The following is a 25,070-nucleotide window of genomic DNA, read 5'->3' as shown; positions in this document are numbered from 1 at the left end:
GGCCGCTACGCCGCGTGACCGCGTCGCAGGAATTCGCCGATGCCGTGGTGTTCTTCCTGTCGCAGTGGGCGCGGGCCGTCACTGGCCAGAACCTGATTGCGGATGGCGGCCTGGTGAAGGGCTAAGCCCCTTGCCCGGTCGTCAGCTGGCTTGCCAGGCGGTCGCGGGCAACCAGCGCGGAGCCTGCGGCCTGATGGGAGGCATGCTACCGGCGCGCTTTGCTACCGTGCCACGACTGCGCGACTACACTACCAGGCGGCTACGCGGCTGCGCGCCGCCAGCGCCGCAGCTCCAGCCACTGCCAGGACAACAGCGCCGGAATGCCGAACAGCACCTCGCGCGCGCGCTTGACCAGCGCCAGCGACAACGCCACCTGAGGATCGACGCCTAGCAGGTGGCCAAGCAGCATCACTACCGCCTCTTGCACTCCAAGGCCGGCCGGCACGAAGAAGGCCACGTGACGCACTGCCTGGGTCAGCGACTCGATGGCCAGCGCCTGCCAGAACGGAACGGGATGGCCCAGCAGCCATAGCGCGAACCAGACCTCCGCCGCGCCCACCGCCAGGCCGGCGAACTGCCAGCACAGCGCGGCGAGCAGTTCGCTGCGGCGCGCATTCAGGGCTCGGATCTGCGCGTCCAGCCGCGCGCCATCGATCATGGCGACCAAGCGGTGGTCTGTCCCGAACAAGCGCCGCGCGGCGCCTTCGAGCCGCTCGAACAGCGCGCTGTGGCGCAGCGAGAGCGCAAACATCACGGGCACCGGCAAGGACAGCAGCAAGCCGGCCAGCACCGCCCAGGCCTGGCCGCCGCCACTACCAAGTGCCAGCAGCAACAGCACCACGCCGAGCGCGGAGAACAGGTACTGCGCGAACAGCGTCACCATGACTTCCACCACGATGCTGGCGGTCACGGCAGTGGTATCCGCGATGCGCAGGCGGCTCAGGCGGATGCCAACCAGCTCGCCACCCACGCCAACCGTAGGCAACAGGCGGTTGACCGCCTCGCGCACGGTGGCCACCCACCACAGGAAGGCAAGGCTGGCGGACTCATCGGGATCGGCCGAGGTCAGCAAGACCCGCCAGCCTTGCGCGTCCAGCAGCAGCGGCAGGCCGTGAAAGGGTACGAGCAACAGCAGCGCCCAGCCCGCCTGGCCAACCATGCGGCCAATGTCGGCCGCGCCTTGGTGCAGCACGAGCGCGGTCAGGGCGAGTATGCCGAGCAGGCCGGCCAGGTAGATCAGGCGCTTCATGCGGGAGCCAGGGCGCCGGGCGCGCCAAAGATGTCTGTGAAGCCGCCGCGGCGCACGCCGGCGCGCTCGAGCGCCTCGCGCACGCGGGGCGACAGCAGCGCGGCCAGCTCGTCGGCATGGCGATAGCCACGCATGCTGGGCGCCACCTCGGCACCGGAGACCACGCCGGGATGCAGGTAGATCTCGCCCACGCCCGCCGGCAGCTGAGCCAGCGCGGCCAGCAAGGCGGCTTCGTCCATGCCGCCGCTATTGGCGATGCCAAGCACGTAGTCGTTGTGGGCGATGCCGGCCAGGTCCAGCCGCCTGCGCAGCAAGGCCAGCCAGGGCCGCAGCAGCAGCGGCGCCGCAGGCTCGCTGGGCAGGCGCATGGCGTGCAGGCCGAACTCGCGGCCGATCTGCAAGATCAGGGACAGCACGGTGGGATGCAGGTGGAAATGCTTGTGCGTGTTCACGTGGTCCAGCGTCAGCCCGGTGGCCGCGAACGCCTCGAACTGGGCGCGGATCTCCGCGGCCAGCTGGCGCCGCACATGCGGCAGGAAGAAAAAGCGCAAGCCGTCGCGCGCCATGGCCGAGCCGAAGCGGCCGTGCGCATCCACCAGCGCCGGGATGGCAGCCGGAGCCAGCACGGCCGGGCCATCGGCCAGCACCACATGCAAGCCCACGCGCAAGCGCGGCAGGCGCCTGGCGCGCGCCACCGCGTCGGCGGCCGCGCTCGCGCCCACCATCAGGCTGGCGGCGTTCAGCACGCCGTCGCGGTGCGCCAGCTCCACGGCTTCGTTGACGCCGCCATGCAGGCCGAAATCGTCGGCGGTGATGATCAGGGCACGCCGCTCCGCAGGGTCAGACGCCACAGGATCGCGCGCCAGGGTCAGGCCTCATGCGAGCGCAGGAAGCGGAAGAACTCCACCCCTTCGCGCAGGCGGCGCTTCATCATGTCCCAGCTGCCCAGCATCTCGCGCACGATCTCCCAGATCTTGCCCGGACGGAAATAGAAGCGCTTATAGAAGGTCTCCACGCCGTGGTAGATCTCTTCCTTGGACAGGTGCGGGTAGCTGATCGCGGCGAGCTGCACGCCCTTGTCGTTGACCAGGTTGATCACCTTGTTGTCTTCCAGCCAGCCGTTGTCCACCGCCTGCCGGTACAGCGTGGTGCCGGGATACGGCGCGGCCAGCGAGACCTGGATGGTGTGCGGGTTGAGGTCCTTGGCGTACTGGATGGTTTTCGCGATGGTCTCGCGCGTCTCGCCCGGCAGGCCGAGGATGAAGGTGCCGTGGATGATGATGCCGAGCTTGCGGCAGTCCTCGGTGAAGCGGCGCGCGATATCCGTGCGCAGGCCCTTCTTGATATTGAGCAGGATCTGGTCGTCGCCAGACTCGTAGCCCACCAGCAGCAGGCGCAGGCCGTTTTCCTTCATGATCTTGAGCGTGCTGTAGGGCACGTTGGCCTTGGCATTGCAGGACCACGTCACACCCAGCTTGCCCAGCTCGCGCGCGATCTCTTCCACGCGCGGCTTGAAATCCGTGAAGGTGTCGTCGTCGAACATGATCTCCTTGACCTCGGGCATGTTCTCCTTGATCCATTTGACCTCGGCGATCACGTTCTCCGGGGACCGCGTGCGATAGCGGTGCCCGCCCACGGTCTGCGGCCACAGGCAGAAGGTGCACTTGGAGCGGCAGCCGCGCCCGGTATAGATCGAGACGTAGGGGTGCTTCAGGTAGCCGATGAAGTAGTTGTCGATCTTCAGGTCGCGCTGGTAGACCGGCGCCACGAAGGGCAGCTCGTCCATGTTCTCGATCATCGGGCGCGGGCCATTGTGCTCCTGCGAGCCGTCCGGCAGCTTGTAGCTCAGGCCAAGCACATCCTTGAGCGGCTTGCCGGCAGCCACCTCCTGGCAGGTGTAGTCGAACTCCTCGCGGCACACGAAATCGATGGCGGGGCTGGCGCCGAGCGTGCCGCTGGGATCGACCGCGGGCTTGGCGCCTACCATGCCGATCATCACGCCAGGGTGGCGAGCCTTGAGCTCCTCCGCGAACTTGGCGTCGGTGGGAAAGGACGGCGTGCTGGTGTGGATGATGACGAGTTCATAGCCGGCGGCGATATCCAGCGTTTCCTGCACGCCCAGGCCGTCGGCAGGCGCGTCGAGCACGCGGCTGCCCGGCACCAAGGCGGCGGGCTGCGCCAGCCACGTCGGGTACCAGAACGATTTGATCTCGCGCTTGGCCTGGTAGCGCGAGCCAGCGCCGCCGTCAAAGCCATCGAAGGAAGGCACCTGGAGGAACAAGGTTTTCATAGCAGCCTCGGGGGATTCAAGCCGTTTGTCGAAAGGGAAGACTAGCGTTCCGGCACGCCATTGTCCGTCCCCTCCGTCATCAAGGGAAGGGGGCGAAGCGTGGCGCCAGCACCCTGGTAAGGTTCCATGCCCGCGCGCGCCACCGGCGCGCGCGGCTGCGGCGGCGCGTCGGGGGTGGGAGGGTCGCGCACCGGCAATATCCGATCGCGCCAGCGCACCTGCGAACCGGCCAGGGCGACGGCCCACTCCACAATCAGCAGCGTATCGCGCAGCGGCGACATCAGCGCGGCGCCGAGGCCGCCAGCCAGGATGCTGCGCGCCAACCCGCCCACCAGCACCGCGGCCAGCACAAGCGGCTGCGGCGAGAGCCAGGCGGCCAGCGCCAGCATTGGCCAGGTGAACGTGATGAAGGTGAAGGCGAAGCCAGCCGGGTTCAGCGAGCGGATGGTGCGCATCCACCGCAATTCATGCGCCCACAGCTCAGCAAGACTGGATTCCGTCACATCGGTGCTGACCATCTCATCCGACAGCACCGTATCCAGCCCCTGGCGCCGAACCAGCTCGCCCAGCCAGAAATCGTCGGCCAGCCGGTTAGAGAGCGCTTCGAACCCGCCAATTGCGGCCAGCGCGTCACGCCGCAGGGCAATCGTGGCGCCAAAGGAAAAACTGCGGGAGCCGCCCGCGTGGGCGACTCGCACCGATGGCGCAAACCACTGATCGATGAAGCCGACCCCCAGGCGCGACCAGAAGCCGCCGACCGGCTGGCCGCGATACAGGCAAGTCACCACACCGACCCGGGCATCGGCCAGGGGGGCGGTGACGCGGGCAAGATAGTCCGGCGCCACGGCAATGTCGCTATCGGCGACCACCAGCCATGCGTGACGCGCGCTGGCGCACAGATTGATCAGGTTGCTGGCCTTGAGATTGCTGCCATGCACCCGTGGATCGATGACCAGGTCGATCTGGCAGGCGGGAAAATCGGCGCGCAAGCGCTCCACCACGCCGATGGCCGGATCGTCGGCAGCACGCACACCAAACACGATCTGGTAGGCGGGGTGCTGTTGTCGGCACAAAGTGGCAAGGTTTTCGTAGAGACGGGGCTCGGCGCCGCAAAGCGGCTTGAGCACGGTCACCGGGCGAACGCTCGCACTATCCGGGACTACCCCGGCGGCCATAGGGCCGGGCGAGGACCTTCGGCTGACCCATGCCGCCACCACGGCATATGCTGCCGAGAGCCATGCCACTGCAGGACCAGCGAGCGCGTCCAACGTCATTTCGGCCAGCCCTCGTTTTAGGGTGTTGACTAAAGCCGTACGGTATAGCGTGAATACTTAAGGAAGTATTAAGAGGAAATATGACGCAGGGAAGTAATTTAGTCTACTAGGGAGATGGCCAATGGCGTGGGGACAACGTGGGGTACTCAAATTGAACAAAAAAGATATTGACAACAATTCTTGTTGATTTTATCTATATCGGAAGCGTCAGGGCCGGGGACCGGGCCCTGCCCGACCACTACGATCAGAGCGCCTCGCCCGCCTTGAGCACGCCCGCCACCTGCAAGGACGTGTCAAGCCAGGCGGGGCGCAACGCCTGGCCGGACCGGATGCCGTCGATCCGCTTACGCTCCGCCTCCACTTTCTCTGCTGCCAGACCGATCAGCCCAGCCACCTTGTCGCGCTCGACCACCACCACGCCGTCGGCGTCACCGATGACGAGGTCCCCTGGCCTGACGGTGACGCCCCCGCATTGAATCGGATGGTTCACGCGGCCGGGTACGAGCTTGGTGGGACCGTTTGGATTCGTGCCCACGCAATACATGGGAAAACCCAGCTCGACAATCTCGTCGGCGTCGCGCGATGCCGCGTCCAGCACCACCGCTGCCACGCCAAGCGCCTTGCACTGGTTCGTCATGATGCTGCCCATCAGCGCGCACGACTGATCGCCCTTCCCGTCCACCACGATCACATCGCCAGGCTTTGCGAGCGCCATGGCGGCGTGGATCATCAGGTTGTCGCCCGGCCGGACTTCGACCGTGAGCGCGGGCCCGCAGAAGCGGCTCGCGCGATCGAGCGGTGCGATGCGCCCGTGCATGCCGCCGCGGCGCCCCGCCACATCCGCGAAGATCGAGGCGGCGAACCGAGATGCTTGCGCGATCAGGTCCGGGCGAACGCGTTCGAAGTCCCGGACCATATCCGGCAGGTTGCTCTCGTTGTCCATGTCGGGTTCCTATCAATTCAGCGTGACGTTGGCTTCTTTGATCACGCTGACCCATTTGCGCTTATCCGAGACCAGGAACTCGCGGAATTTATCCGACGTGCTGCCAACCACCTCCATGCCGTCCTGGCTCAGGCGCTGTGCGATCTCCGGCTGGCGCAGCACCTGCGCCACGTCGTGCTGCAAGCGCGCGACCACGCTGGCGGGGGTACCCTTGGCCGCGCAAAGCCCGGTCCACGCCACGGGGTCAAACCCGGGTACGCCAGACTCCGCGAATGTCGGCACGTCGGGCAGCGACTGCAGGCGCTGCAGCGACGCCACGCCAAGCACGCGCAGCTTTCCGGATTTCGCGTAAGGCAGGGAACTGATGGGCTGGTCGAAGATCAGGGAGACCTGGCCGCCGAGCAGGTCCGTCATGGCCTGGCCCGTGCCCTTGTAAGGCACATGGACGATGTTGATGCCGGCGCGCAACTTGAGCATTTCGCCAGCGAGGTGGCCCGCCGTGCCATTGCCGGACGAAGCGAAGTTCAGCTTGCCCGGATTGGCCTTGGCGTAGGCAATCAGTTCCTTGACGTTGTGGATGGGCAGCGCTGCGTTGACCAGCGCGATGTACGGCGTGTTGGCAATCAGGGACACGGGAATGATGTCGGTCTGCGGATCGTAGCTGACCTTCTGCAAGGACGGCTGGATGGACAGCATCCCCGTGGTGCAGATCATCAGGGTGTGGCCATCGGCGGGGGCTTTCAGCATGGTATCGGCAGCGATGTTCCCGCCGGCGCCCGGGCGGTTGTCGATAAGCACCTGCTGGCCCAGGACCTCGGACAGCTTGGGCGCCAGCAGGCGGGCGACGATATCGTTCGAGCCACCAGGAGAAAAGCCCACAAGGATGCGGATCGGCCTCGAGGGATACGCGGGCTCGCCATGGGCGGCCGTGGCAAGCAGCGGCAAGCCCGCCGCGACGAGGCGAAGACACTTCAGCAGAAAGTTCATGGTGCGCCCTGGTGGATGGATGGAAGGAATGTCGTGCAATGCCTAGCGAATCAATGCTGCGGCTGCAGCCTCGATCCGGCGGCAGCCCTCGTCCAGCTGCGCCATGCTGGCGGCAAACGAAAGCCGGAAATGCGTATCGACGCCATAGGCGGAACCCTGCAGTACCGCGAGGTCCTGCGAGTCCAGCAACCAGTTGACCCAGTCGTCGCTGGACCGGATCACCGTGCCGCGCGGCGTGCGCGCGCCGATCAGCGATGCGCACGACGCAAAGACATAGAATGCGCCGGCCGGCGCCTGGCAGTGAATGCCGTCGACCTGCCCGAGCGCAGCAACGACCCTGTCCCGGCGCGCCTGGAAGACCGCCTTGTTGGCCGCGATGAAATCCTGCGGGCCATCCAGCGCAGCGATCGCCGCGGCCTGCGCCACCGAATTGGCGCCGGAGGTGCTTTGCGATTGCAGTTTCACCATCGCCTTGATGAGCGGCGCCGGCGCGCCGGCGTAGCCGATGCGCCAGCCCGTCATCGCGTAAGCCTTCGAGACGCCGTTGATGGTCAGCGTGCGCGCCTTCAATGAAGGAGCGGCTTGCACCAGCGTGACAAAGGTGGCGTTGTCGTAGGTGAGGTGCTCGTAGATGTCATCCGTCATCACCCAGACGTGCGGGTGACGCTCCAGGACCTCGGCAATGGCGACCAGCTCCGCGCGGGTATAGGCGGCACCGCTGGGGTTGTTCGGCGAATTGAGGATCAGCCAGCGGGTCCGCGCGGAGATGGCCCGCTCGAGATCCTCGGGCGTGAGCTTGAACCCGTTCTCCGGCTGGCACGCCACGAACACCGGGACGCCACCGGCAAACAACGTGATATCCGGGTACGACACCCAGTATGGCGCGGGCACGATGACCTCGTCGCCCTGCTGCACCGTGCACATGAGCGCATTGAAGATGACCTGCTTGGCGCCGGTGCTGACGATGATCTCGCTGGCCGCATAGTCGAGCCCGTTCTCCCGCTTGAATTTTTGCGCGACGGCGTGGCGCAGCTCGGCGGTGCCGCCCACATCGGTGTAGCGCGTCTTGCCGGCGTTCATCGCGGCCCAGGCTGCCTCCCGGATGTGAGCCGGCGTCTCGAAGTCCGGCTCGCCGGCAGTGAGGCCGATCACGTCGCGTCCCGCCGCGCGCAGCTCGCGCACGCGTTGTCCCGCCATGGAGCTGGGAGAGGGCTTGATTCGGTTAAGTCTGTCGGTGAGCTGGAGCATGAAGCGTCGCCATGGAAAGGATCTTGGGAGAAAAGTATCCGCCACCCCGGCGCTCCGGCAAAACGAGAAATCGGATTGCGCAGGTATTCCATTTTTTCGTGAGGATGGCATCGTTGGTGCGAGAATATGTCGCCGCGCAGAACCATCGGAATTCAAATGTCTGTCACGTTCAAGCAACTCGAGGCCTTCTACTTCTGTGTGACGCATGCGTCCTTCAGCTCAGCGGCCACCAAGCTCCACGCAACGCAATCGGCCATGTCCAAGCGTGTTGGAGAGCTGGAGGCGGTCCTGGGCGTGCAACTCGTCCATCGCACGCCAAAGGGCCTCGTGCCCACGCATGCCGGAAGCCGGCTCCTGATCCTCGCCGAAGAAGCCATGCGGCTGCGCGAGCGGATCGATGCGGAGGTGGGACAGGTCGACAAGCTCACCGGGACCTACCGGATCGGTGTCACCGAGCTCATCGCACTGACCTGGCTGACCAAGCTGCTCAAGGAACTGAAGAACCGGCATCCGGAGCTTCAATTGGAGCCCGTGGTCGATGCGGGCATGAACCTGTTCGAGAGCCTGGAGGCAAACAAGATCGACCTGGCGATCCTGCCGGGCACGTTCTGGGGCGAAGCCTACAAGACGGTGGAGGTGGGCCGCGTGGAAGACCTGTGGATGGCAAGCCCTACCCTCGCGCTACCCGACAGGCCGCTGCAGCCGGAAGAATTTGCCCAGTATCCAGTGCTGGAGCAATCCATCGGGTCCGCGAAGAACACCTTTTACGGCGCCTGGCGCCGCGAGCATGGATTCAAGTTCAAGAAGGTATTTGCGACCAACAGCCTGACCGTATTAAGAGCGCTGACCATCGAAGGACTCGGCATCAGCCAGCTTGCGCTGGACTACTTTGCCGCCGATATCGAGCAAGGGCTCTTGCGCGTGGTGAAAAGCGACCCCATGCCGCCGCCGCTGGTTTATTCCGCCGTGTACCGGGACGATGCCTTCAGCGCGGCGCTGGATGTCATTGCCGAGGTCAGCAGGCTTGTGTGCGATTTCTCGCGTGGCCCGCATGATCTTGCGGTTGCGCGGTGAGCGCATCGCGCGCACATTGAATCGCAGTACGCATCGTGTCGGGGAGCGGCGCAATAAGAAGATGCGCACGGCGCCCCGCGCACGCCTCGGTCACCCAGTGTTGCGCAGGCCTGCGGCCACGCCATTGATTGACAGATGAATGCCACGTTGCACTCGCTCGTTCGCGGGATCGCCATCCACACTGTTCCGATATCGTCGCATCAGCTCCACCTGCAGGTGATTAAGCGGATCGAGGTAGGGGAAACGGTGCTCGATCGAGCGCGCCAACGTGGGATTATCGGACAGGCGCCGCTCTTCACCGGTAATTTGATATAGCGCCTGCCCAGTGCGTGCGTACTCGTCCTGGATCAGCCCGAAGATCGTCTGACCCAGATGCTGGTCCTCGACCAACTCCGCGTATCGGGATGCGATGCCGAGGTCCGTTTTGGCCAGCACCATGTCCAGGTTGGAAAGCATGGTGCGAAAGAACGGCCATTCTGCCTCCATGCGCCGAAGCAGCGATAAACGATCGGCATAGCCATTGCTGCCCAAGTCTCCCAGGTAGCGGTCAATCCCGCTCCCAAACCCGTACCAGCCCGGTATCGCAACACGGCACTGGCCCCAACTGAAGCCCCACGGGATGGCACGCAAATCCTCAATCGTCCAACTTGCCTTACGGGAGGCTGGCCGTGAGCCAATGTTGAGATCGGATATCTCCCGGATTGGCGTCGCGGTGAAAAAGTAGTCAGAAAAGCCAGGGGTTTCATAGACCAGCTTTCTGTAGGCCATCATGCTGGCTTCAGATATCGCGGCCGCGGCCTGCAGGAAGATCGTGGGCGGGCCCTTTGAAGTCGGTAAAAGTGTCGCCTCCATGGTGGCGGCTACCAGGGTTTCCAGGTTGCGTATGCCGATCTCCGGATTGGTGTACTTGGAAGCGATCACCTCACCCTGCTCCGTCAATCGTATCTGGCCGCCTACCGTGCCAGGCGGCTGAGCCAGAATGGCCTGGTACTGTGGCCCGCCGCCACGGCCCACCGTACCGCCACGGCCGTGAAAAAGCCGCAGCGTGATCCCGTGCATTGCCTTCAGGGCATCGAAATGCTCCACCAATGCCAATTCCGCCGTGTATAGCTCCCAGTTGCTGGTGAAAAAGCCACCGTCTTTGTTGCTGTCGCTGTATCCCAGCATGATGTCCTGCTCGGCCCCGGAACGCTTCACCAGGTCAGTGACACCAGGCAACGCATAGAAGGCCCGCATGATGGAAGCCGCATTGCGCAGGTCAGCAATCGTCTCGAACAGCGGCGTTACGATGAGGTCACAAGTTGCCGTCGGACTATCGAGCCCTCCGCGCATCAGCCCCGCTTCCTTCTGTAGCAGCAACACCTCCAGCAGGTCGCTGACGTCCCTGGTATGCGAGATGATGTAGTGCCGGATTGCTGGGCGGCCGTACCGCGCCAGAATCTCGCCGGCGGCTTCAAAAACCGCAAGTTCGGATCGAACCAGGTCCGAGTATTGCGCGCCCAACACCCGTAGCGGCCGAGCCTCCTTCAGCAGCCGCAGGAGCAATATACGGCGGGAGGTCTCGTCGAGCGCCAGGTAATCGCTCTCCACCTGGGCCACCTTGAGGAGTTCCGCAAGCACGGCTTCGTGTTGCTCGGAACTCTGCCGCAGGTCGACTGTGGCCAGGTGGAAACCGAAGACCTTCACAGCGCGCATCAGCGGCGCCAGGCGGGCCGCGATCAATGCCTCGCCCCGATGATCGCGCAGCGAGGACTCGATGATCCGCAAGTCAGCCAGGAAATCCTCGGCGCCGGCATAGGGGTTCTGGGGCGGCAGAGCGTGGCGTAGTGCTTCGGTGCCGGTGCGCTCCCGCAGGGTCGCGGCCAAGCGAGAATACATGCCCGCCAAGGCGCGCCGGTAGGGTTCATCGTTGCGGTGCGGGTTTTGGTCCCCGGAGCGCTGGGCAAGCGCCGCCATCTCGTCCGTCACCGCCACCAGCATGTCGGACATCGATAGTTCGGCGCCAAGCAAGTGCACTTCCGTCAGGTAGTGGCGCAAGGCGGTCTCGGATTGCCGCGATAGTGCATAGCGAAGCGTCTCCGCATTGACGAACGGATTGCCATCCCGGTCGCCACCGATCCAGTTGCCCATGCGGAAAAAGGTGGCGATATCCTGGCCGGGCAGCGCCTTCTCGATGCTGCGATAAAGCCGCGGAATCTGAAGCAGGAAGGTGGAGCGGTAGTAGCCCAGCGCGTTCTCGATCTCATCCGCAACGGTGAGCTTGGTATAGCGCAACATCCGCGTCTGCCAGAGTTGCGTCACCCTTGCCCTCAGGCGTTCCTCGTTGTCGTCACGCTGAGCCTCGATGTGCAGCTGGTCTCGCTCCCTGACCAGGTCGGCGATGGCGCGCTCGGCATCCAGGATGCTCTTGCGCTGCACCTCGCTTGGATGCGCGGTAAGCACCGGCGAAATGTAGGCCCGGTTCAGCATGCTCGCAATGTCGGCGGCGCGCAGATCGGCCTGGGCAAGGCGCTTGAAGCTCAGGGCAAGGGAGCCAGTCTGCAAGTCGCCCCGGCGCTCATGAACATCGCGACGGCGCACATGGTGCTGGTCCTCCGCAATGTTGGCCAGGTGCGAGAAGTAGCTGAATGCGCGGATCACGCTCAGCATCTGTTCGTTGGAGAGGCTCTTCAATAATTGGTCGAGCCCTTTGCCGGCGCCTTCGTCACGCTTGAGCCGATATGCCACCGAGAGCTGGCGCACCCCTTCCACCAGATCGTAGACCTCCTTGCCCTCCTGCGCGCGGAGCACCTCGCCCAGGATACGCCCCAGCAAGCGAATGTCCTCAACGAGGGGGCGGTCCTTATCGGTAGCATCGTTCGTCATAGAGATAAGCGGGACTTCAGCGTCGAAAGTGATTTCAAGGAATGGGCGTGAATTTCAGTTCGCTCAAGGGGACGACCTTGTCTTCACGCACCATCTTGTATTCGGTGTTAGGGCCCAGCCACTTGTTCCAGAGCTGGTTGATCTCGCCTGCCTTGTCCATGGCCAGCAACGCCTCGTTCACCTTGGCCAGCAGCACCGGTTCGCCCTTCTTCATACCCACGCCGATCGGCTGATAGGTCATTGGCTCGGCGATCATCTTCAGCTCGATCCCACCGCTCTTCGACTGATTCACCAGCTTCGTGACCGTCATCGTGTTGGACACGATGCCCAATGCCTTGCCCTGCTGCACAGCCATATAGGCGGAGCCCGTATCCTGGAAGGTCACCGGGTCCGACCCGTTCATCTTGATCGACAATTCGGACGTCGAACCTTTGGCCGCCGCCAGGCGCTTTCCCTTGTAGTCGGCCTTGCTCGTGCCCGGATCGCTAGCCTTCACGGCTAGCATTTCCTTGGCGAGGTAGTAAGGATCGCTGAATTGGATCTGCTCCGCACGACCGAGCGTGTAGGCCAGGTTCGCCACCGTCACGTCGACCCGGCCCATCTTGACTTCGGGCACGCGTGCCTCGACCGACAATGGGGTGATCTTGGCTACCACACCCAGGTGCTTTGCCAGCGTTTGGCACATCTCAACGTCAAAACCCACCATCTCCCGGGTTTTCGGATCCGGTGCAGCGAATGGAGGCACATCGGCGAAGGTGCCACAACGCAACTCCTTGTTCTTCTGTATCTCCGCCCATTGGTCGGCCAAGGCCGCAAAAGGAGCAGTGCCCAGGCAGGCGAGGACAGCCAGGCGTGCAGCGGTGGAATAAACCGACATATCAGACTCCTAAATATTAGGGAACAGGGATGATTCAATGCGAGCGCAGGTCCGACAAAAAGCGTTTTGCGCGGGGGTGCTGCGGGTCACGAAAGAAGGCATTCGGCTCGGCGACTTCCAGGATGGAACCGGCGTCCATGAACCACACGCGGTCGGCGACCTCTCGTGCGAAGTTCATTTCGTGCGTCACGCACATCATGGTCATGCCTTCGTTTGCCAGACTACGCATCACGGCCAGCACCTCGCCGACCATCTCCGGGTCGAGCGCGCTGGTCGGCTCGTCGAACAGCATGGCGGGTGGTTCCATTGCCAGGGCCCGTGCAATGGCCACTCGCTGCTGCTGGCCACCGGAGAGCTGCGTCGGATAGGCGTCAGCCTTGTTTGCCAGGCCAACCCGTTCCAGCAGCTGCATCGCCTTGTCCCGAGCCTCGGCGCGACGGACCCCGCGTACTCGCATGGGCGACAGCACGATGTTCTCGAGCACCGACAGATGGGGAAAGAGGTTGAAGCTCTGGAACACAAAGCCAATATGGCTGCGCACCTTGTTGAGCGCGTCGCTACTCATTGGCGCATGTACGTTATTTCCGTCGAACAGTATCTCGCCGGACCTGATTTCCTCCAACCGGTTAACCGTGCGGATGAGGGTAGACTTGCCAGAGCCTGAAGGCCCGCAGACGACAACGACTTCACCCTTCTTGACCTCCGCGTTGATATTGTTCAAGGCACAGTAGTCGCCGTACCATTTGCAGACATTAGAGAACTTGATCATGTCGATGACTCAATTAGTGAGCACTTATGGTTCAACGGCCAACGGCTGGGGAGCAATCGATGTCCGAGTGGAGGCTTTCCCTGCCCGCTTGGCCGCGATTCGAAGCTCCAGTTCGCGAGCTGCACGCGTCAAGCTCCAGCACACGACGAAATAAATCACCGCCAGCAGGAAGAAGACATGGAAGGGCTTGGTCAGCAGCGCATTGTTGATCTGATTGGCCGCGAAGGTCAGCTCTGGCACATTGATCACATAGCCGAGCGTTGTTTCCTTGATGGTCGAGACGAACTGCGCCAGCATGCTCGGCAGCATGTTGTAAAGCGCTTGCGGAAGGATCACCAAGCGCATGGCCCCAAGGTAGCTATGCCCCAGAGCCCGCGCCGCCTCCATCTGCCCTTTCGGCAGTGCCTCGATACCGGCTCGCACCACCTCGCAAAGGTAAGCGCCTTCGTAGATGACCAGCGTGCACAGCATCGTGGTAAAGCCTGAAACGTTGTGCCCGATCAGTAGTGGAACGAGGAAGTACACCCACAGGATGATCATCAGCAGAGGCACGCCCCGCACCACATACACCAGCGCCGTGGCCGGAGCACGTAGCAAGCGCCAAGGCGACAGTCGCGCCAGCGCCAGCAGTACGCTCAGCGGAAACGCAAGCAGGATACCGAGCACCGATAGAATCAGCGTGCAAGCGATCCCGCCCAAGGGTCCATTCGGGTACTGGCCAATCAGCAGCAGCAACCAGTTTTCGCGCAGGATGTCGATCAGTGTCGTCATGGTTCACCTCCCTGCTACGACGCGGAAGCGGCGGGCCAGCCAAGCACCGGCGGCCATGATAAGGAGCGAGAAGGCCAGGTACATTACTGTCGCAAGCAGGTAGGATTCGAAGGCGCGGAAACTGGTGTTCTCGATCTCCTTGACCGCATGGGTCATCTCCGACACGCCGATGGCCATCGCCAGGCTACTGTTCTTGAAGAGCGAAACGCTGTGGTTGATCAATGCCGGCAGTGCATTGCGCACAGCCTGCGGCATCAGCACATAGCGCATGGCGCCAAGGAAGCTATTGCCGAGTGCCCGGGCGGCCTCCTCCTGCCCCGGGGGGATCGCGCGAAGGCCGGAGCGCAGGTCCTCGCTAAAGTAGGCGGCCTGGCACAAGCCTAGTGCGACGATGGAAAACAAGACCTCGGCGTGATGCTCTCCAACCCACGCCTGCATCGGGTCAGGCAGCAGGCTGGAGATGCCGAAGTACCAGAGCATCAGTTGGACCAACGTCGGCACGTTACAGTGGTACGAGACATAGCCGGCAACGAAGCGCTCCGCCAGCCGGTTGGGCGTCAGTCGCAGCGTCAGCAACAGGAAGGCCAGCGCCATCGCCAGCGCCCAAGAGCCGCCGGCGATCAACAGCGTCATCTTTACGCCCTCAATCAGCATACGGCTGAACTCGGGGTTCAGCAGGATCGCCATCAGATCGAAGCCATGCATGATTCGGCCCCGCTCAGTCTTGCAATGGTTCGGGGCGCATCGTAGAGAGGCCACCGGGCACCTGCAGCGTCGGCGTGATCTCCATGTGCCCGATATTGACGGCGACCGGCGCGGCAATGGCAAAGGCGATTGCATCGGCGATATCGGCGGCCTGCGGCAGCTCGAAGCCCTTGACGAAGCGCTCATAGGTTTCGGCACTGTCGCCATGCACGTGGGCGAAGATGTCGGTGGCGACGCGCCCCGGGCAGATCTCGGTGACACGCACGCGCTTGCCGTAGGCATCGATGCGCAATTGCCGCGACAGCATGCTCACCGCTGCCTTGGTCGCGTGATAGGTGGAGTTGCCGCCGAAATTGTATGCGCCGGCAATCGAACTGATGTTGACCACATGGCCGCGATCGCGCGCTACCATGCCCGGAAGCACCAGTCGGCACAGATGCAAGACCGCCCGCAAGTTCACGTCTACCAGGAGATCGATGCCATCGGCATCGGCGTTGAGCAGGGAGCCGGGGCGATCCACGCCAGCGTTGTTGACCAGGACGTCGAAGCTCACCTCCTTCGCTAGTCTTGTGATGCTGGCCAAGTCAGTCACGTCGATCGCATGTGGGATGCAGCCCGTACGCCCGGCCAGGGCGGCGAGCGCGTCTGCGCCACGTGCCAGGGCATGCACCTGCAGGCCTTCGCGACACAAACGTTCGACGACGGCGGCACCGATGCCGGAAGAAGCGCCGGTGACCAAGGCTGTTTTGTAGTCTGAGAAAGGCATATGAATCCTGTACGATGGCTTGATGTCAATTTATCGAGCGCTGGCCTTTTACGCCAAGATGGAATGTCTTTGGCGAGATAGGACCCTCTTATGTCGGGGTAACCCTAATACGAAGACCAGATACTACTAGCTGGAAATGCGGCTGCAAAAGCATGATGACCAGCTGTGCCGCTGCAAAATAACGCACCATTGCCGTGCGGCCATGCACGGTCAGGCGAGCCAAAATGGTGAAGACTTGGTGACCCGGACAGATCACGATCCGTAGATGTCGGTCCGGGCCTGCGCTTTCGTTCTGGCCATGCCACAAAATGGCGTGGGCACGACGCTATTCGGATTGGCGACCTATCAATACTGTTTAGATGTTGTTGCACCGGGAACGTGCGCGAGCTGCTGCGAGATCGGCACAATGCGGCCGCCAAGGGACTCGATTTCTTCTCGCAAACGTAGTGTGAGCGCTACAGCCCCGGGCGTGTCCCCATGGACAAGGATTGAACGCGGCCGCATCGGCAACGTGTTGCCGGTGTGCGTCACGACCGTGCCTTCCGTCAACAGGCGCCGCACGCGGGCCAGGACCCGCTCTTCGTCGTGGATCACAGCCCCGGGCAGGGCCCGGCTTACGAGCAAGCCTTGGTCGTCGTAGGCGCGGTCTGCGAGGAAGCTGACGGCGACGGGCAACCCGAGCCTGGTGGCCGCACCTTCGATCGCCTGGCTGCTGGAAGTGCTGACAATGAGGGTTGAATCAAAAGCCGCTACCGCATCCAGAAGTGGATCGGCCCACGCTGGATCGGCTGCTGCCTTGTTGCCCAGAGCGCCATGAAAGCTCATGTGCGTCATCCGGCTGCCCCGCGCGCGGGCGATGCCGGCCAATGCCCCGAGCTGGTACGTGACCATCGCTGCGAGATCAGGCAAATCGATCTGCATCAGCCGCCGCCCGAAACCCTGCCGATCGGGGAAGCCCACATGGGCGCCTACATCGACGCCGCGCTGAAGCGCCAGGCGCACGGTACGGTCCATGATGAGCGGGTCACCGGCGTGGAAGCCACACGCCACATTGGCCGAAGAAATCAGCGACATCAGCGCCTCGTCGTCGCCCATGCGCCACGGGCCATAGCCCTCGCCCAGATCGGCATTGAGATCAATTTCCATGTAAACCCCAGGTCAGGAAGCACTAAGTACCACGAGCGGCGTGCCCCAGCCCACCACCGCGCCGTCGGGCTCCGGGATGTCCAGCACCACCGCCTCGTGCGGGGCCGTCACCGGCAGCAGCAACGGCCCGATCTGCAACAGGCCCAACGCCTGCGACGCGCGCACCGCAGAGCCCACGGCAGCGAGCGGGGCGCTGCGCTGGGGGTGCCGGTGACGGAACACACCTACGGAGGCAGCACGCACGATTTCGGGCAACGCGAGACTGCCGGCCGCTGTTGGCGTCGGCGTCGGCGTCGGCAACGCGACGATCTCCTGCACGGTTGCACCTTCGCGCCGCAGGCAAAGATGGACGCCCGGGCCTTGCAGATCGAGCTCGGCAATATCGGTTGCCGCGAGCCATGCGCAGAGTTGGCGAATGTGTTCGAGTTCCATCTCAGCGCCCTCCTGTTGCGCTATGCAAGCCGACCAGGCGCCGTACGTCGGCTAGCCACCCCTCGACTTCGCCCAAGGCCGCGACGGCCTCGTCCCACGTGGTTTCGATAAAGCGCACGTGGCTGCCGATCGGCGCCTGCCCCAGCCGCCACAGGTCCGCTTCGATCACGGTGCCCAGCTTGGGGTAGCCGCCCGAGGGCTGGGCATCGCGCATCTGCACGATGGGCTGCCCGCCAGGCGGCACCTGGACGACGCCGGGGACAATGCCATGTGAGCGCATTTCGATCGGTTGGCGCGCCGCCAACGACGGGCCGGCGAGCCGATACCCGTAACGGTCGCTCTGCGCGGTGATCTTCCATGGCTCGGACCAGAAGCTGCGCTGCGATGCCTCGGTGTAGAGTCCATACTCCGCGGCAGGCAGCACGCGCATCGCCGCAGCGCCGTCCACCAACAGCGGCAAGCAGAAGGCCGGCGGCACCAGGCCGATGCCGGCGCTGCCAGCCCCCTTGCCAAGCCCCGGCGAGATTGCCTGCAGCACGTCGCCACGCTTCAGCGCACGCCCGTCGAGACCGCCGAAGGCACCGCGCAATTGGGTACTGCGTGACCCCAGGGCTACCGGCACGTCTACGCCGCCAGCCAGACAAAGATAGGCCCGGCAGGCGGGGATGGGCCCAAGCTGCGGCACGCCCAGGCGCAGGGTCTGTCCGGCTCGGGCCTCATGCACCCACCATGGCAGCAGCGGCTGATCGTCAAGCTGTGCGGCACAATCCGCACCGGTCAGCGCGAAACGGCAGTCGTGTGTAAAGCGCACCAGGAATGGGAAGACCGGCACTTCGATGCCTGCCGCTCCCTCGTCGTTGCCCAGCAAGAGGTTGCCGGCGGCCAGCGCAAGCGGGTCCATTGCGCCCGAAGTGCCGACTCCCCAACGGAGCGCACCCAGGCGGCCCAGATCCTGGACGGTGGCCAGCGCGCTGGCAGAGAGGATCTCGATCATCGAATCACCTTCTCGACACGAAAGCGCAGTACGTCCCCCGGCTGCAGCAACGCGGGCGGGTTCCTCTGCGGGTCAAAAAAACACATCTCGGAGCTGCCAATGGTGTTCCAACCGCTAGGCCCATCGGAGGCCGAAACGCCTGTCTGCGCCCCGCCGATGGACACTGCGCCGCCGGGAATGCTCAAGACAGGCACCTTGCGTCGCGGCGTGGCAATGCGGGGATCCATGCCGCCGAGATAGCAATAGCCCGGATGGCTGCCAAGCGCAAAAACGTGATAGAGCGGCGCGCTGTGACGCTCAACGATCTCATCCACGGACAGACCCGTGTGGTTCACCACGTCGGCCATATGCGGGCCCGGTGCTCCGCCATAGATCACTGGCAGCTCGATCAGGCGCCCGTCGCGAGCCAGCGGCGTGACGGCAAGCCAGGCCTCGCGCAGACGGGTTTCGATTTCCGCCAGCCTTGCCGGCGGGCGCATGAAGCTCAACATCAGGTTATTCATGCCGGGCACGGCTTCGCGCACCTCGGGCCATGCTTCGGCCTCCTGCGCCAGCGCCCACAGGCGTTGCTGGGTAGTCAGGCTCAGCTCACCTGGCGCTTCGAATAGCAAGGCAGTGGTGCCCAGGAGGCTGATGGTCCCCGTCTCGATGGTCATGCTCAAGATCCTTCAGTGCGTCTCGGCAGGCCGCGCGGCGCGCGCCTGCAGCCAACGTTCCAGGTGATGGATGTCGACCCCACCCTTTTCAAAATCCTCGTCCCGAACGATTTCCCGGTGCATGGGCAAGTTGGTGGCAATGCCCCCCACCTGCATCTCGTCCAGTGCCAGGCGCATGCGGGCCAGCGCATCCTCGCGGGTGGCGCCATGCACGATGAGCTTTGCAATCATCGAGTCATAGTGCGCCGGGACCCGATAGCCGGGGCCGGCATGACTGTCAATGCGTACGCCATAGCCGCCAGGCAACTGCCAGTCGATGATTTTCCCGGGCGCGGGGGCGAAACTGTCCGGGTGCTCCGCATTGATGCGGCACTCCAGCGCATGCCCCCGGCAAGCCACCTGGGCCTGTGGCAGTGTGAGGCGCTCGCCGCGTGCCACGCGGATCTGCTGCTGGACGATGTCGATGCCGGTGGTCATTTCGGTGACCGGGTGCTCGACCTGCAGCCGGGTGTTCATCTCGATGAAATAGAATGCCCCGTTCTCGTAGAGAAACTCGAAGGTACCGACGCCGCAGTAGCCAATTTGCCGGCAGGCCGCGGCGCAGCGCTCGCCAACCGCTGCGATCAGCGAGGGATCGATGCCAGGCGCCGGCGCCTCTTCCAGAACTTTCTGGTGCCGGCGCTGCAGCGAGCAGTCTCTGCTGCCAAGCCATAGCGCCTGGTTGTGGCCATCGGCCAGTACCTGGATTTCGACGTGGCGCGGGTGGGTCAGGAACTTCTCGATGTAGACCTCCGGATTGCCGAAGGCACGGCGCGCCTCTTCGCGCGTCAGCGCCAGCGCATCCAGCAGTCCCGCCTCTTGGTGCACGACCCGCATGCCACGTCCGCCGCCACCGCCCGCAGCCTTGACAATGACGGGGTAGCCGACATCGCGCGCGATCGCCAACACCTCGGCCGGATCATCGGGAAGGGACGTGTCGGGACCCGGTACGCAGGGCACACCGGCTTCGCGCATTGCGCGTTTGGCACTTACCTTGTCACCCATCGTGCGAATACAGGCGGCGCTGGGGCCGATGAAAGTGAGACCCGCGTCAGTCACACGTTCGACGAAGCCAGCGTTCTCGGACAGGAATCCATAGCCGGGGTGGATGGCCTGGGCCCCACTGACGCGCGCCGCGGCCAGCAGCGCTGCCTGGTTAAGGTAACTATGGGTGGGAGACGCTGGGCCAATGCATAGGGCCTGGTCGGCCTGGCGCACGTAGACGGCTTCGCGATCAGCCTCCGAATACACGGCCACCGTGCGCAAGCCCAGCCCGCGACAGGCGCGCTGGATACGCAAGGCAATCTCGCCGCGATTGGCAATCAAGACAGTGTCAAACATGACGAACCTCGGCGCTCAAGCGAATCGGATCAAGGGTTGGCCGGCGTCCACTTCGTTCCCGGACTCGACCAGCACGGTCTCGACCATGCCATCGCGCTCGGCGAGCACGGCGTTGAAAACCTTCATCGCTTCGATGACGCACACGGTCTGGCCGGCCTCCACGGTCTGGCCCGGCTGCACGAACGCCGGCTCGTCGGGCGCGGGCCGCAGGTGCACGATGCCGAAAAGTGGAGCCAGCAATTCACGCCCCTCCGGTACGGGAGAAACAGGCTCGGAGGGCGGGGAGGGCTGCCCCAGTGGCCGGGGCTGCGTACAGGGAAGGGTCGGTGGGGGAGCGGGATCACCGCTAGCTCCCCCGGAAATATGCCGCGCCAGGCGCAACGTCCATCCGTGCTGACTGAAGCTCATCTCGGCCATGTCGGAGGCCGCCATGACGTCGATGAGCTGTTTGATGTGCGTGAGATCCATGTGCGTTCACTTCATAGCTGTTGGTGAACACAGTATCGGCCTCTGCCCTTCAGTACCAAGACGGTTTGTCTGTGCCCCGATAGGAACGTCTTATGACGCCTCCCGGTTCTCCGCCCGGTCGCAGAGAAGCAGGTTGCCCGCCAGCCCGGCGACCAATTCCAGCAGAATCTCCTTGATTGCCTGGGCCGGCTCGGACAGTGGCTGGTGGCCAGACTGGCACAACGCCAAGGGCGCCTCGATCACCGGCTCGACGATGCGGCACTGCCAGGCGTCGCAGGACATCGCCACCTCCCGCGCCATCGAGGCTGGCAGGATGGTCGCCCCCAGCCCGTCCGCGACAATCGCCTTCAGCGTGCTGGCCGATTCGATTTCGGCCAGCACGCGCGGCGCCATGCCGATCGCATTGAACGCTTCATCGACCAGCCTGCGCACCACGTTGTAAGGTCGCGCCAGGTACAGATCGATGTCCCCGAGCATAGGCAGCGGCACCTCATCCGGCGGCGCCGGCATGCTTTCGGGGCCGACCACATAGAGCGGTTCCTTCAGCAGCGGCAGGAACGAGAGCCCATGGACAGGCGTCTTGCCGCCGTAGAGGACTGCCATGTCCATGCGTCCGTTCATGATCAGTTCCGACAGCGTGCTGCCGTAACTCTCATTCAGGTAAAGCAGGATCCCGGGGTGGCGGGCCCGGACCGTGCGCAACAACGGCAAAGCCAGCGCTGCGGCGGCGGTTCCGGGCGCCAGCCCTACCGAGACTGCGCCCGAGAGGCCCTGTCCAGCCGTCTTCATCTCCACCTTTGCCTGATCGACCTGGCGCAAGATCGCCTGGGCATGCCGGTACAGCACTTTGCCCGCTTCGGTGGGGATCACGCCTTGCTTGGTGCGCAGCAGTAGCTGCTGGCGCACCTCGCCTTCCAGCGTTGCCATTTGCTGGCTCAAGGAGGGTTGTGCGACATGAAGCAAATCGGCTGCCTGCGTCACACTGCCGATGTCGACAATCTTTACGAAATACCTCAATCGCCTGAAGTTCAAGTTACCTCCTATCCGCGGGGATTTACAACCCCATTATCTTCTTGCTCGCAAGGGCTGAATACAGGAGGTTAGGGCATTAGCAGGTCCGCACCTATAGGTGTTTCCTATCTGGACATACTGGAGTCATCTTGGCCTTCCGCGGCCGCCGCGGCTACTGTTGCGCTTACCCTCCTTAATCGCAGCAAGGAACCCTCGTGAATACGTCCCGTATCGCCGCACGTGTCAGGCGCATCAAACCCTCACCCAGCACTTCCGCAGCGGACCGCGCCAACGAGTTGCGCCGTCAGGGCAAGTCCATCGTGAACCTTGTGGTCGGCGAACCTGATTTCGACACGCCGGAACACGTCCGCCAAGCCGCAGTGCGGGCCATCGAGCAGGGTGCGACCCGCTATACGCTGATGGCCGGCACGGTGGAGTTGCGTCAGGCCATCGCCGACAAGCTTGCGCGCGAGAATGGCCTGGACTACGCGATGAACGAGATCATCGCCACCAACGGCGCCAAAAGCGCGATCTACAGCGCTTTGGCGATCTCCCTGGAAGCGGGAGATGAGGTACTCATCCCCGCCCCGTACTGGGTCTCATATCCAGATATGGTGCTTGCCTGCGACGGCATCCCGGTCACGCTAGCGTGCTCGGAAAGCCAAGAGTTCAAGCTCACGCCGGCCCAGTTGGAAGGCGCCATCACCGAACGCACTCGCTGGCTCATCCTCAATTCACCGAGCAACCCGACCGGCGCCAGCTACACCCTGGCCGAGTATCGGGCGCTGGCCGATGTACTGGCCCGCCACCCGGACGTGCTGGTGATGACGGACGACATCTATGAGCATATCCGCTTCGACACGGTGCGCACGCCCCACCTGTTGAATGCCGCCCCTGAACTGCGCGAGCGCACGCTGGCCATCAATGGCGTTTCCAAGACCTACGCGATGACGGGCTGGCGCCTAGGCTGGGTGGCCGGTCCACGTGACCTGATCCAGGCGCTCGACACGTTCTTGTCGCAATCAGCTGGAAACTGCTGCTCAATCAGCCAGGCCGCCGCAGCGGCGGCCCTGAACGGCGACCAGCGCTTCGTCACCGAGAGCGTGGCCGTCTACAAACAGCGCCGCGACCAGACACTCGCTCGTATCAACGCCATCCCCGGGCTCAGCTGCCGCGCGCCAGATGGGGCGTTCTACCTATACGTCAACTGCGGCGGACTGATTGGCAAGACCACATCGGAAGACAAGAAGCTGCATGACGATGCCGATGTCGTCATGTACCTGCTCGAGCGCGAGGGGGTGGCGCTCGTCGCCGGAACGGCCTATGGCCTTTCGCCCTACTTCCGCCTGTCGATCGCCACCTCGCTGGACACACTCGAAGAGGGCTGTCGTCGCATCGAGCGCGCAGTCCTGGCCCTGTCCTGACCTACAAGAGAACGTGATGAGTACCTACAAAGCCATCCGCAAGAACCCCTCCGCCCCCCAGGCTGACGCCGCCCTGCTCGCCGCCTTGCGCGATCTGCCGGTCGCTGCGCTCAGCGACAGCATGCATCGCAACACGGGCACAGTCGGCCTTCAGCCCTTCCACAAAGCGGTCGCCACCACGATGGTCGGCACTGCGGTGACCGCGCGATCGCGCGGTGGCGACAACCTCACCTACCTGCGAGCGCTTGAGTTCTGCCGGCCTGGCGACGTGCTGGTGATCGACGCCGGAGGCGACCTGCAGAACGCCGTCGTCGGCGGCATCCTCTCCTACTATGCGGCCAGCATCGGCGTGGTCGGGGTGGTGGTCGATGGCGCGGTACGGGATGTCGCCGAGCTGCGGGAGCGCGAGTTCCCGGTCTACGCGCGCGGCGTCACCCATCGCGGCCCGTACAAGGACGGGCCAGGCGAGATCAACGTGCCGGTATCGGTCGGCGGCATGGTTGTCCGCCCTGGGGACGTACTGGTGGGTGACCAGGATGGCCTGCTTGCCATACCGCCCGGGGATGTGCCACTGCTGATTGAAAAAGCGCGCGCCGTACTCGCCGCCGAAGCCGAAACCATACGCGCCATGAAGGAAGGCCGCTGGGACCGCGCCTTCATCGATGCGTTGGAAGCCCGGTGCAACAACTGACCGCTGACTTCTTTCCCGCCCCAACAACCATAGAGCAAGGAGACCCGTATGCGCCCTTCCGTCCTCCTCACCCGTGCGACCTTTCCCGACATCGCTGACCGGCTGCGCGAACATTTCGAAGTCACGGCCAATGCGGCCGACACGGTCTGGACCCCCGCCGAATTGATCGAGCGGCTACAAGGAAAGCAAGGCGTGATGAGCACTGGCAGCGAGCGAATCGACGCGGCGCTGCTTGACGCCTGTCCTGGACTCAAGGCGGTATGCAACGTGGGGGTGGGCTACAACAATGTCGACGTGGTCGCCTGCACCGCGCGTGGCGTGCTGGTCACCAACACGCCGGACGTGCTCACGGAGACCACCGCGGACTTTGGCTTTGCGCTGATGCTCGCCACCGCCCGGCGCATCACCGAGTCCGAGCGTTTCGTGCGGCGGGGCGAATGGAGCAAGACGGGAATCTACGACCAGATGGTCGGCAACGACGTTCATGGGGCCACCCTGGGCATTCTCGGCATGGGGCGGATCGGCCAAGCCATCGCGCGGCGCGCTGCATTGGGCTTTGACATGCAGGTGATCTATCACAATCGCTCGCCGCTCGCTCCTGAGACCGCGGCCAGGACACGTGCCCGCTACGTAGACAAGGCCACCCTGCTGAAAGAAGCAGATCACCTTATCTTGGTACTTCCATATTCCCCGGAGGCACATCACACAATTGGCGCAGCCGAGCTTGCACAGATGAAACCTACCGCGACGCTGACGAACATCGCGCGCGGTGGCATCGTCGATGACGCCGCCTTGGCGCAAGCGCTGCGCCAAGGCACCATCGCAGCGGCGGGGCTTGACGTCTTCGATGGAGAGCCTCGGATCCACCCGGATCTGCTGACTGTGCCCAACGTCGTGCTGACACCGCACATTGGCAGCGCCTCGGTAAGCACGCGTCGGGCCATGGCTGCACTGACCGTGGACAACCTGATCGCTGCCCTCGGCCGCGGGCCTCGGGCCGGCCAGCCGCCGACGCCGGTGAACCCGCAGGTTCTGCAGCAGTAGAGGTCA

General features: G+C 64.0%; 24 protein-coding genes and 1 pseudogene. 5 read left to right on the top strand and 20 right to left on the bottom strand.

Features of this window, described 5'->3' with window-relative positions:
- Positions 1-2 precede the first annotated feature (2 nt).
- Positions 3-125, top strand: a pseudogene (locus ACGLHR_RS17130) (SDR family oxidoreductase); the annotation flags it as partial.
- 134 nt (positions 126-259) lie between these two features.
- On the opposite strand, the gene ACGLHR_RS17125 reads toward ACGLHR_RS17130, so the two are convergent.
- From ACGLHR_RS17125 to ACGLHR_RS17095, 7 genes are all read right to left on the bottom strand, one after another.
- The gene (locus ACGLHR_RS17125) at positions 260-1,249 is read right to left on the bottom strand and encodes a lysylphosphatidylglycerol synthase domain-containing protein (RefSeq protein ID WP_400095410.1); all 990 of its coding nucleotides are present in this window, start codon (positions 1,247-1,249) and stop codon (positions 260-262) included.
- The gene (gene hpnK, locus ACGLHR_RS17120) at positions 1,246-2,070 is read right to left on the bottom strand and encodes a hopanoid biosynthesis-associated protein HpnK (RefSeq protein WP_400095454.1); all 825 of its coding nucleotides are present in this window, start codon (positions 2,068-2,070) and stop codon (positions 1,246-1,248) included. The genes ACGLHR_RS17125 and hpnK overlap by 4 nt, the downstream gene beginning before the upstream one ends.
- A 47-nt stretch (positions 2,071-2,117) precedes the next feature.
- A complete protein-coding gene (gene hpnJ, locus ACGLHR_RS17115) occupies positions 2,118-3,539 on the bottom strand; it encodes a hopanoid biosynthesis associated radical SAM protein HpnJ (protein ID WP_400095409.1) in 1,422 nt (473 codons plus the stop codon).
- A gap of 41 nt (positions 3,540-3,580) precedes the next feature.
- Positions 3,581-4,813 carry a bacteriohopanetetrol glucosamine biosynthesis glycosyltransferase HpnI gene (gene hpnI / locus ACGLHR_RS17110; protein WP_400095407.1) on the bottom strand — a complete coding sequence of 411 codons (1,233 nt, stop codon included), beginning with the start codon at positions 4,811-4,813 and terminating at the stop codon, positions 3,581-3,583.
- 244 nt (positions 4,814-5,057) lie between these two features.
- Positions 5,058-5,756: an RraA family protein gene (locus ACGLHR_RS17105; protein ID WP_400095406.1), complete on the bottom strand. Its 699-nt coding sequence runs from the start codon at positions 5,754-5,756 to the stop codon at positions 5,058-5,060.
- A 12-nt stretch (positions 5,757-5,768) separates the two neighbouring features.
- Positions 5,769-6,743: a tripartite tricarboxylate transporter substrate binding protein gene (locus ACGLHR_RS17100; protein WP_318234550.1), complete on the bottom strand. Its 975-nt coding sequence runs from the start codon at positions 6,741-6,743 to the stop codon at positions 5,769-5,771.
- 42 nt (positions 6,744-6,785) lie between these two features.
- Positions 6,786-7,991 (bottom strand): pyridoxal phosphate-dependent aminotransferase, encoded by a 1,206-nt coding sequence (locus ACGLHR_RS17095; protein ID WP_400095404.1) that lies wholly within the window; start codon positions 7,989-7,991, stop codon positions 6,786-6,788.
- A 156-nt stretch (positions 7,992-8,147) separates the two neighbouring features.
- Here ACGLHR_RS17095 and ACGLHR_RS17090 point away from each other — a divergent pair, with 156 nt between their 5' ends.
- Positions 8,148-9,065: a LysR family transcriptional regulator gene (locus tag ACGLHR_RS17090; RefSeq protein WP_400095403.1), complete on the top strand. Its 918-nt coding sequence runs from the start codon at positions 8,148-8,150 to the stop codon at positions 9,063-9,065.
- A gap of 90 nt (positions 9,066-9,155) precedes the next feature.
- On the opposite strand, the gene ppc is transcribed toward ACGLHR_RS17090, so the two are convergent.
- From ppc to nac, 13 genes are all read right to left on the bottom strand, one after another.
- Positions 9,156-11,930 carry a phosphoenolpyruvate carboxylase gene (ppc, locus tag ACGLHR_RS17085; RefSeq protein ID WP_400095401.1) on the bottom strand — a complete coding sequence of 925 codons (2,775 nt, stop codon included), beginning with the start codon at positions 11,928-11,930 and terminating at the stop codon, positions 9,156-9,158.
- Positions 11,931-11,964: 34 nt separating this feature from the next.
- Positions 11,965-12,807: an ABC transporter substrate-binding protein gene (locus ACGLHR_RS17080; protein WP_318234546.1), complete on the bottom strand. Its 843-nt coding sequence runs from the start codon at positions 12,805-12,807 to the stop codon at positions 11,965-11,967.
- Positions 12,808-12,841: 34 nt separating this feature from the next.
- Positions 12,842-13,576 (bottom strand): amino acid ABC transporter ATP-binding protein, encoded by a 735-nt coding sequence (locus tag ACGLHR_RS17075; protein WP_318234545.1) that lies wholly within the window; start codon positions 13,574-13,576, stop codon positions 12,842-12,844.
- Between the two features lie 24 nt (positions 13,577-13,600).
- Positions 13,601-14,347, bottom strand: coding sequence for an amino acid ABC transporter permease (locus ACGLHR_RS17070; RefSeq protein WP_400095400.1), 747 nt, complete (start codon positions 14,345-14,347; stop codon positions 13,601-13,603).
- 3 nt (positions 14,348-14,350) lie between these two features.
- Positions 14,351-15,052 (bottom strand): amino acid ABC transporter permease, encoded by a 702-nt coding sequence (locus ACGLHR_RS17065; protein ID WP_318234543.1) that lies wholly within the window; start codon positions 15,050-15,052, stop codon positions 14,351-14,353.
- A gap of 13 nt (positions 15,053-15,065) precedes the next feature.
- Positions 15,066-15,818: an SDR family oxidoreductase gene (locus ACGLHR_RS17060; RefSeq protein ID WP_400095398.1), complete on the bottom strand. Its 753-nt coding sequence runs from the start codon at positions 15,816-15,818 to the stop codon at positions 15,066-15,068.
- 345 nt (positions 15,819-16,163) lie between these two features.
- Complete coding sequence (locus tag ACGLHR_RS17055) at positions 16,164-16,964, bottom strand: LamB/YcsF family protein (RefSeq protein WP_400095397.1); 801 nt, start codon at positions 16,962-16,964, stop codon at positions 16,164-16,166.
- Between the two features lie 12 nt (positions 16,965-16,976).
- Positions 16,977-17,396: an acetyl-CoA carboxylase biotin carboxyl carrier protein gene (locus tag ACGLHR_RS17050; protein ID WP_400095395.1), complete on the bottom strand. Its 420-nt coding sequence runs from the start codon at positions 17,394-17,396 to the stop codon at positions 16,977-16,979.
- A gap of 1 nt (position 17,397) precedes the next feature.
- On the bottom strand, positions 17,398-18,390 hold the full coding sequence (locus ACGLHR_RS17045) for a biotin-dependent carboxyltransferase family protein (RefSeq protein ID WP_400095394.1): 993 nt from the start codon (positions 18,388-18,390) through the stop codon (positions 17,398-17,400).
- Positions 18,387-19,046 (bottom strand): 5-oxoprolinase subunit PxpB, encoded by a 660-nt coding sequence (gene pxpB, locus ACGLHR_RS17040; RefSeq protein WP_400095392.1) that lies wholly within the window; start codon positions 19,044-19,046, stop codon positions 18,387-18,389. The genes ACGLHR_RS17045 and pxpB overlap by 4 nt, the downstream gene beginning before the upstream one ends.
- Positions 19,047-19,058: 12 nt before the next feature.
- Entirely contained in the window at positions 19,059-20,426 is a 1,368-nt protein-coding gene (gene accC / locus ACGLHR_RS17035) for an acetyl-CoA carboxylase biotin carboxylase subunit (protein ID WP_400095390.1), read from the bottom strand.
- 15 nt (positions 20,427-20,441) lie between these two features.
- Positions 20,442-20,894 (bottom strand): acetyl-CoA carboxylase biotin carboxyl carrier protein, encoded by a 453-nt coding sequence (locus ACGLHR_RS17030; protein WP_400095388.1) that lies wholly within the window; start codon positions 20,892-20,894, stop codon positions 20,442-20,444.
- 90 nt (positions 20,895-20,984) lie between these two features.
- Positions 20,985-21,926: a nitrogen assimilation transcriptional regulator NAC gene (gene nac / locus ACGLHR_RS17025; RefSeq protein WP_400095387.1), complete on the bottom strand. Its 942-nt coding sequence runs from the start codon at positions 21,924-21,926 to the stop codon at positions 20,985-20,987.
- 194 nt (positions 21,927-22,120) lie between these two features.
- Here nac and ACGLHR_RS17020 point away from each other — a divergent pair, with 194 nt between their 5' ends.
- Genes ACGLHR_RS17020 through ACGLHR_RS17010 form a run of 3 tightly spaced genes read left to right on the top strand, consistent with a single transcriptional unit; the run spans position 22,121 to position 25,064 of the window.
- Positions 22,121-23,329: an aspartate transaminase gene (locus tag ACGLHR_RS17020; RefSeq protein ID WP_400095386.1), complete on the top strand. Its 1,209-nt coding sequence runs from the start codon at positions 22,121-22,123 to the stop codon at positions 23,327-23,329.
- A 16-nt stretch (positions 23,330-23,345) separates the two neighbouring features.
- Positions 23,346-24,020 (top strand): RraA family protein, encoded by a 675-nt coding sequence (locus tag ACGLHR_RS17015; protein ID WP_400095385.1) that lies wholly within the window; start codon positions 23,346-23,348, stop codon positions 24,018-24,020.
- A 48-nt stretch (positions 24,021-24,068) separates the two neighbouring features.
- Positions 24,069-25,064, top strand: a complete 996-nt coding sequence (locus ACGLHR_RS17010) for a 2-hydroxyacid dehydrogenase (RefSeq protein WP_400095384.1) — start codon at positions 24,069-24,071, stop codon at positions 25,062-25,064.
- The last annotated feature ends 6 nt before the right edge of the window (positions 25,065-25,070 follow it).

It is taken from the genome of Cupriavidus sp. CuC1, assembly GCF_044627735.1.
Lineage (GTDB): Bacteria > Pseudomonadota > Gammaproteobacteria > Burkholderiales > Burkholderiaceae > Cupriavidus > Cupriavidus ulmosensis.
The sequence above is the reverse complement of the archived record's forward strand: the minus strand, read 5'-3'. Positions and strand labels throughout refer to the sequence as shown.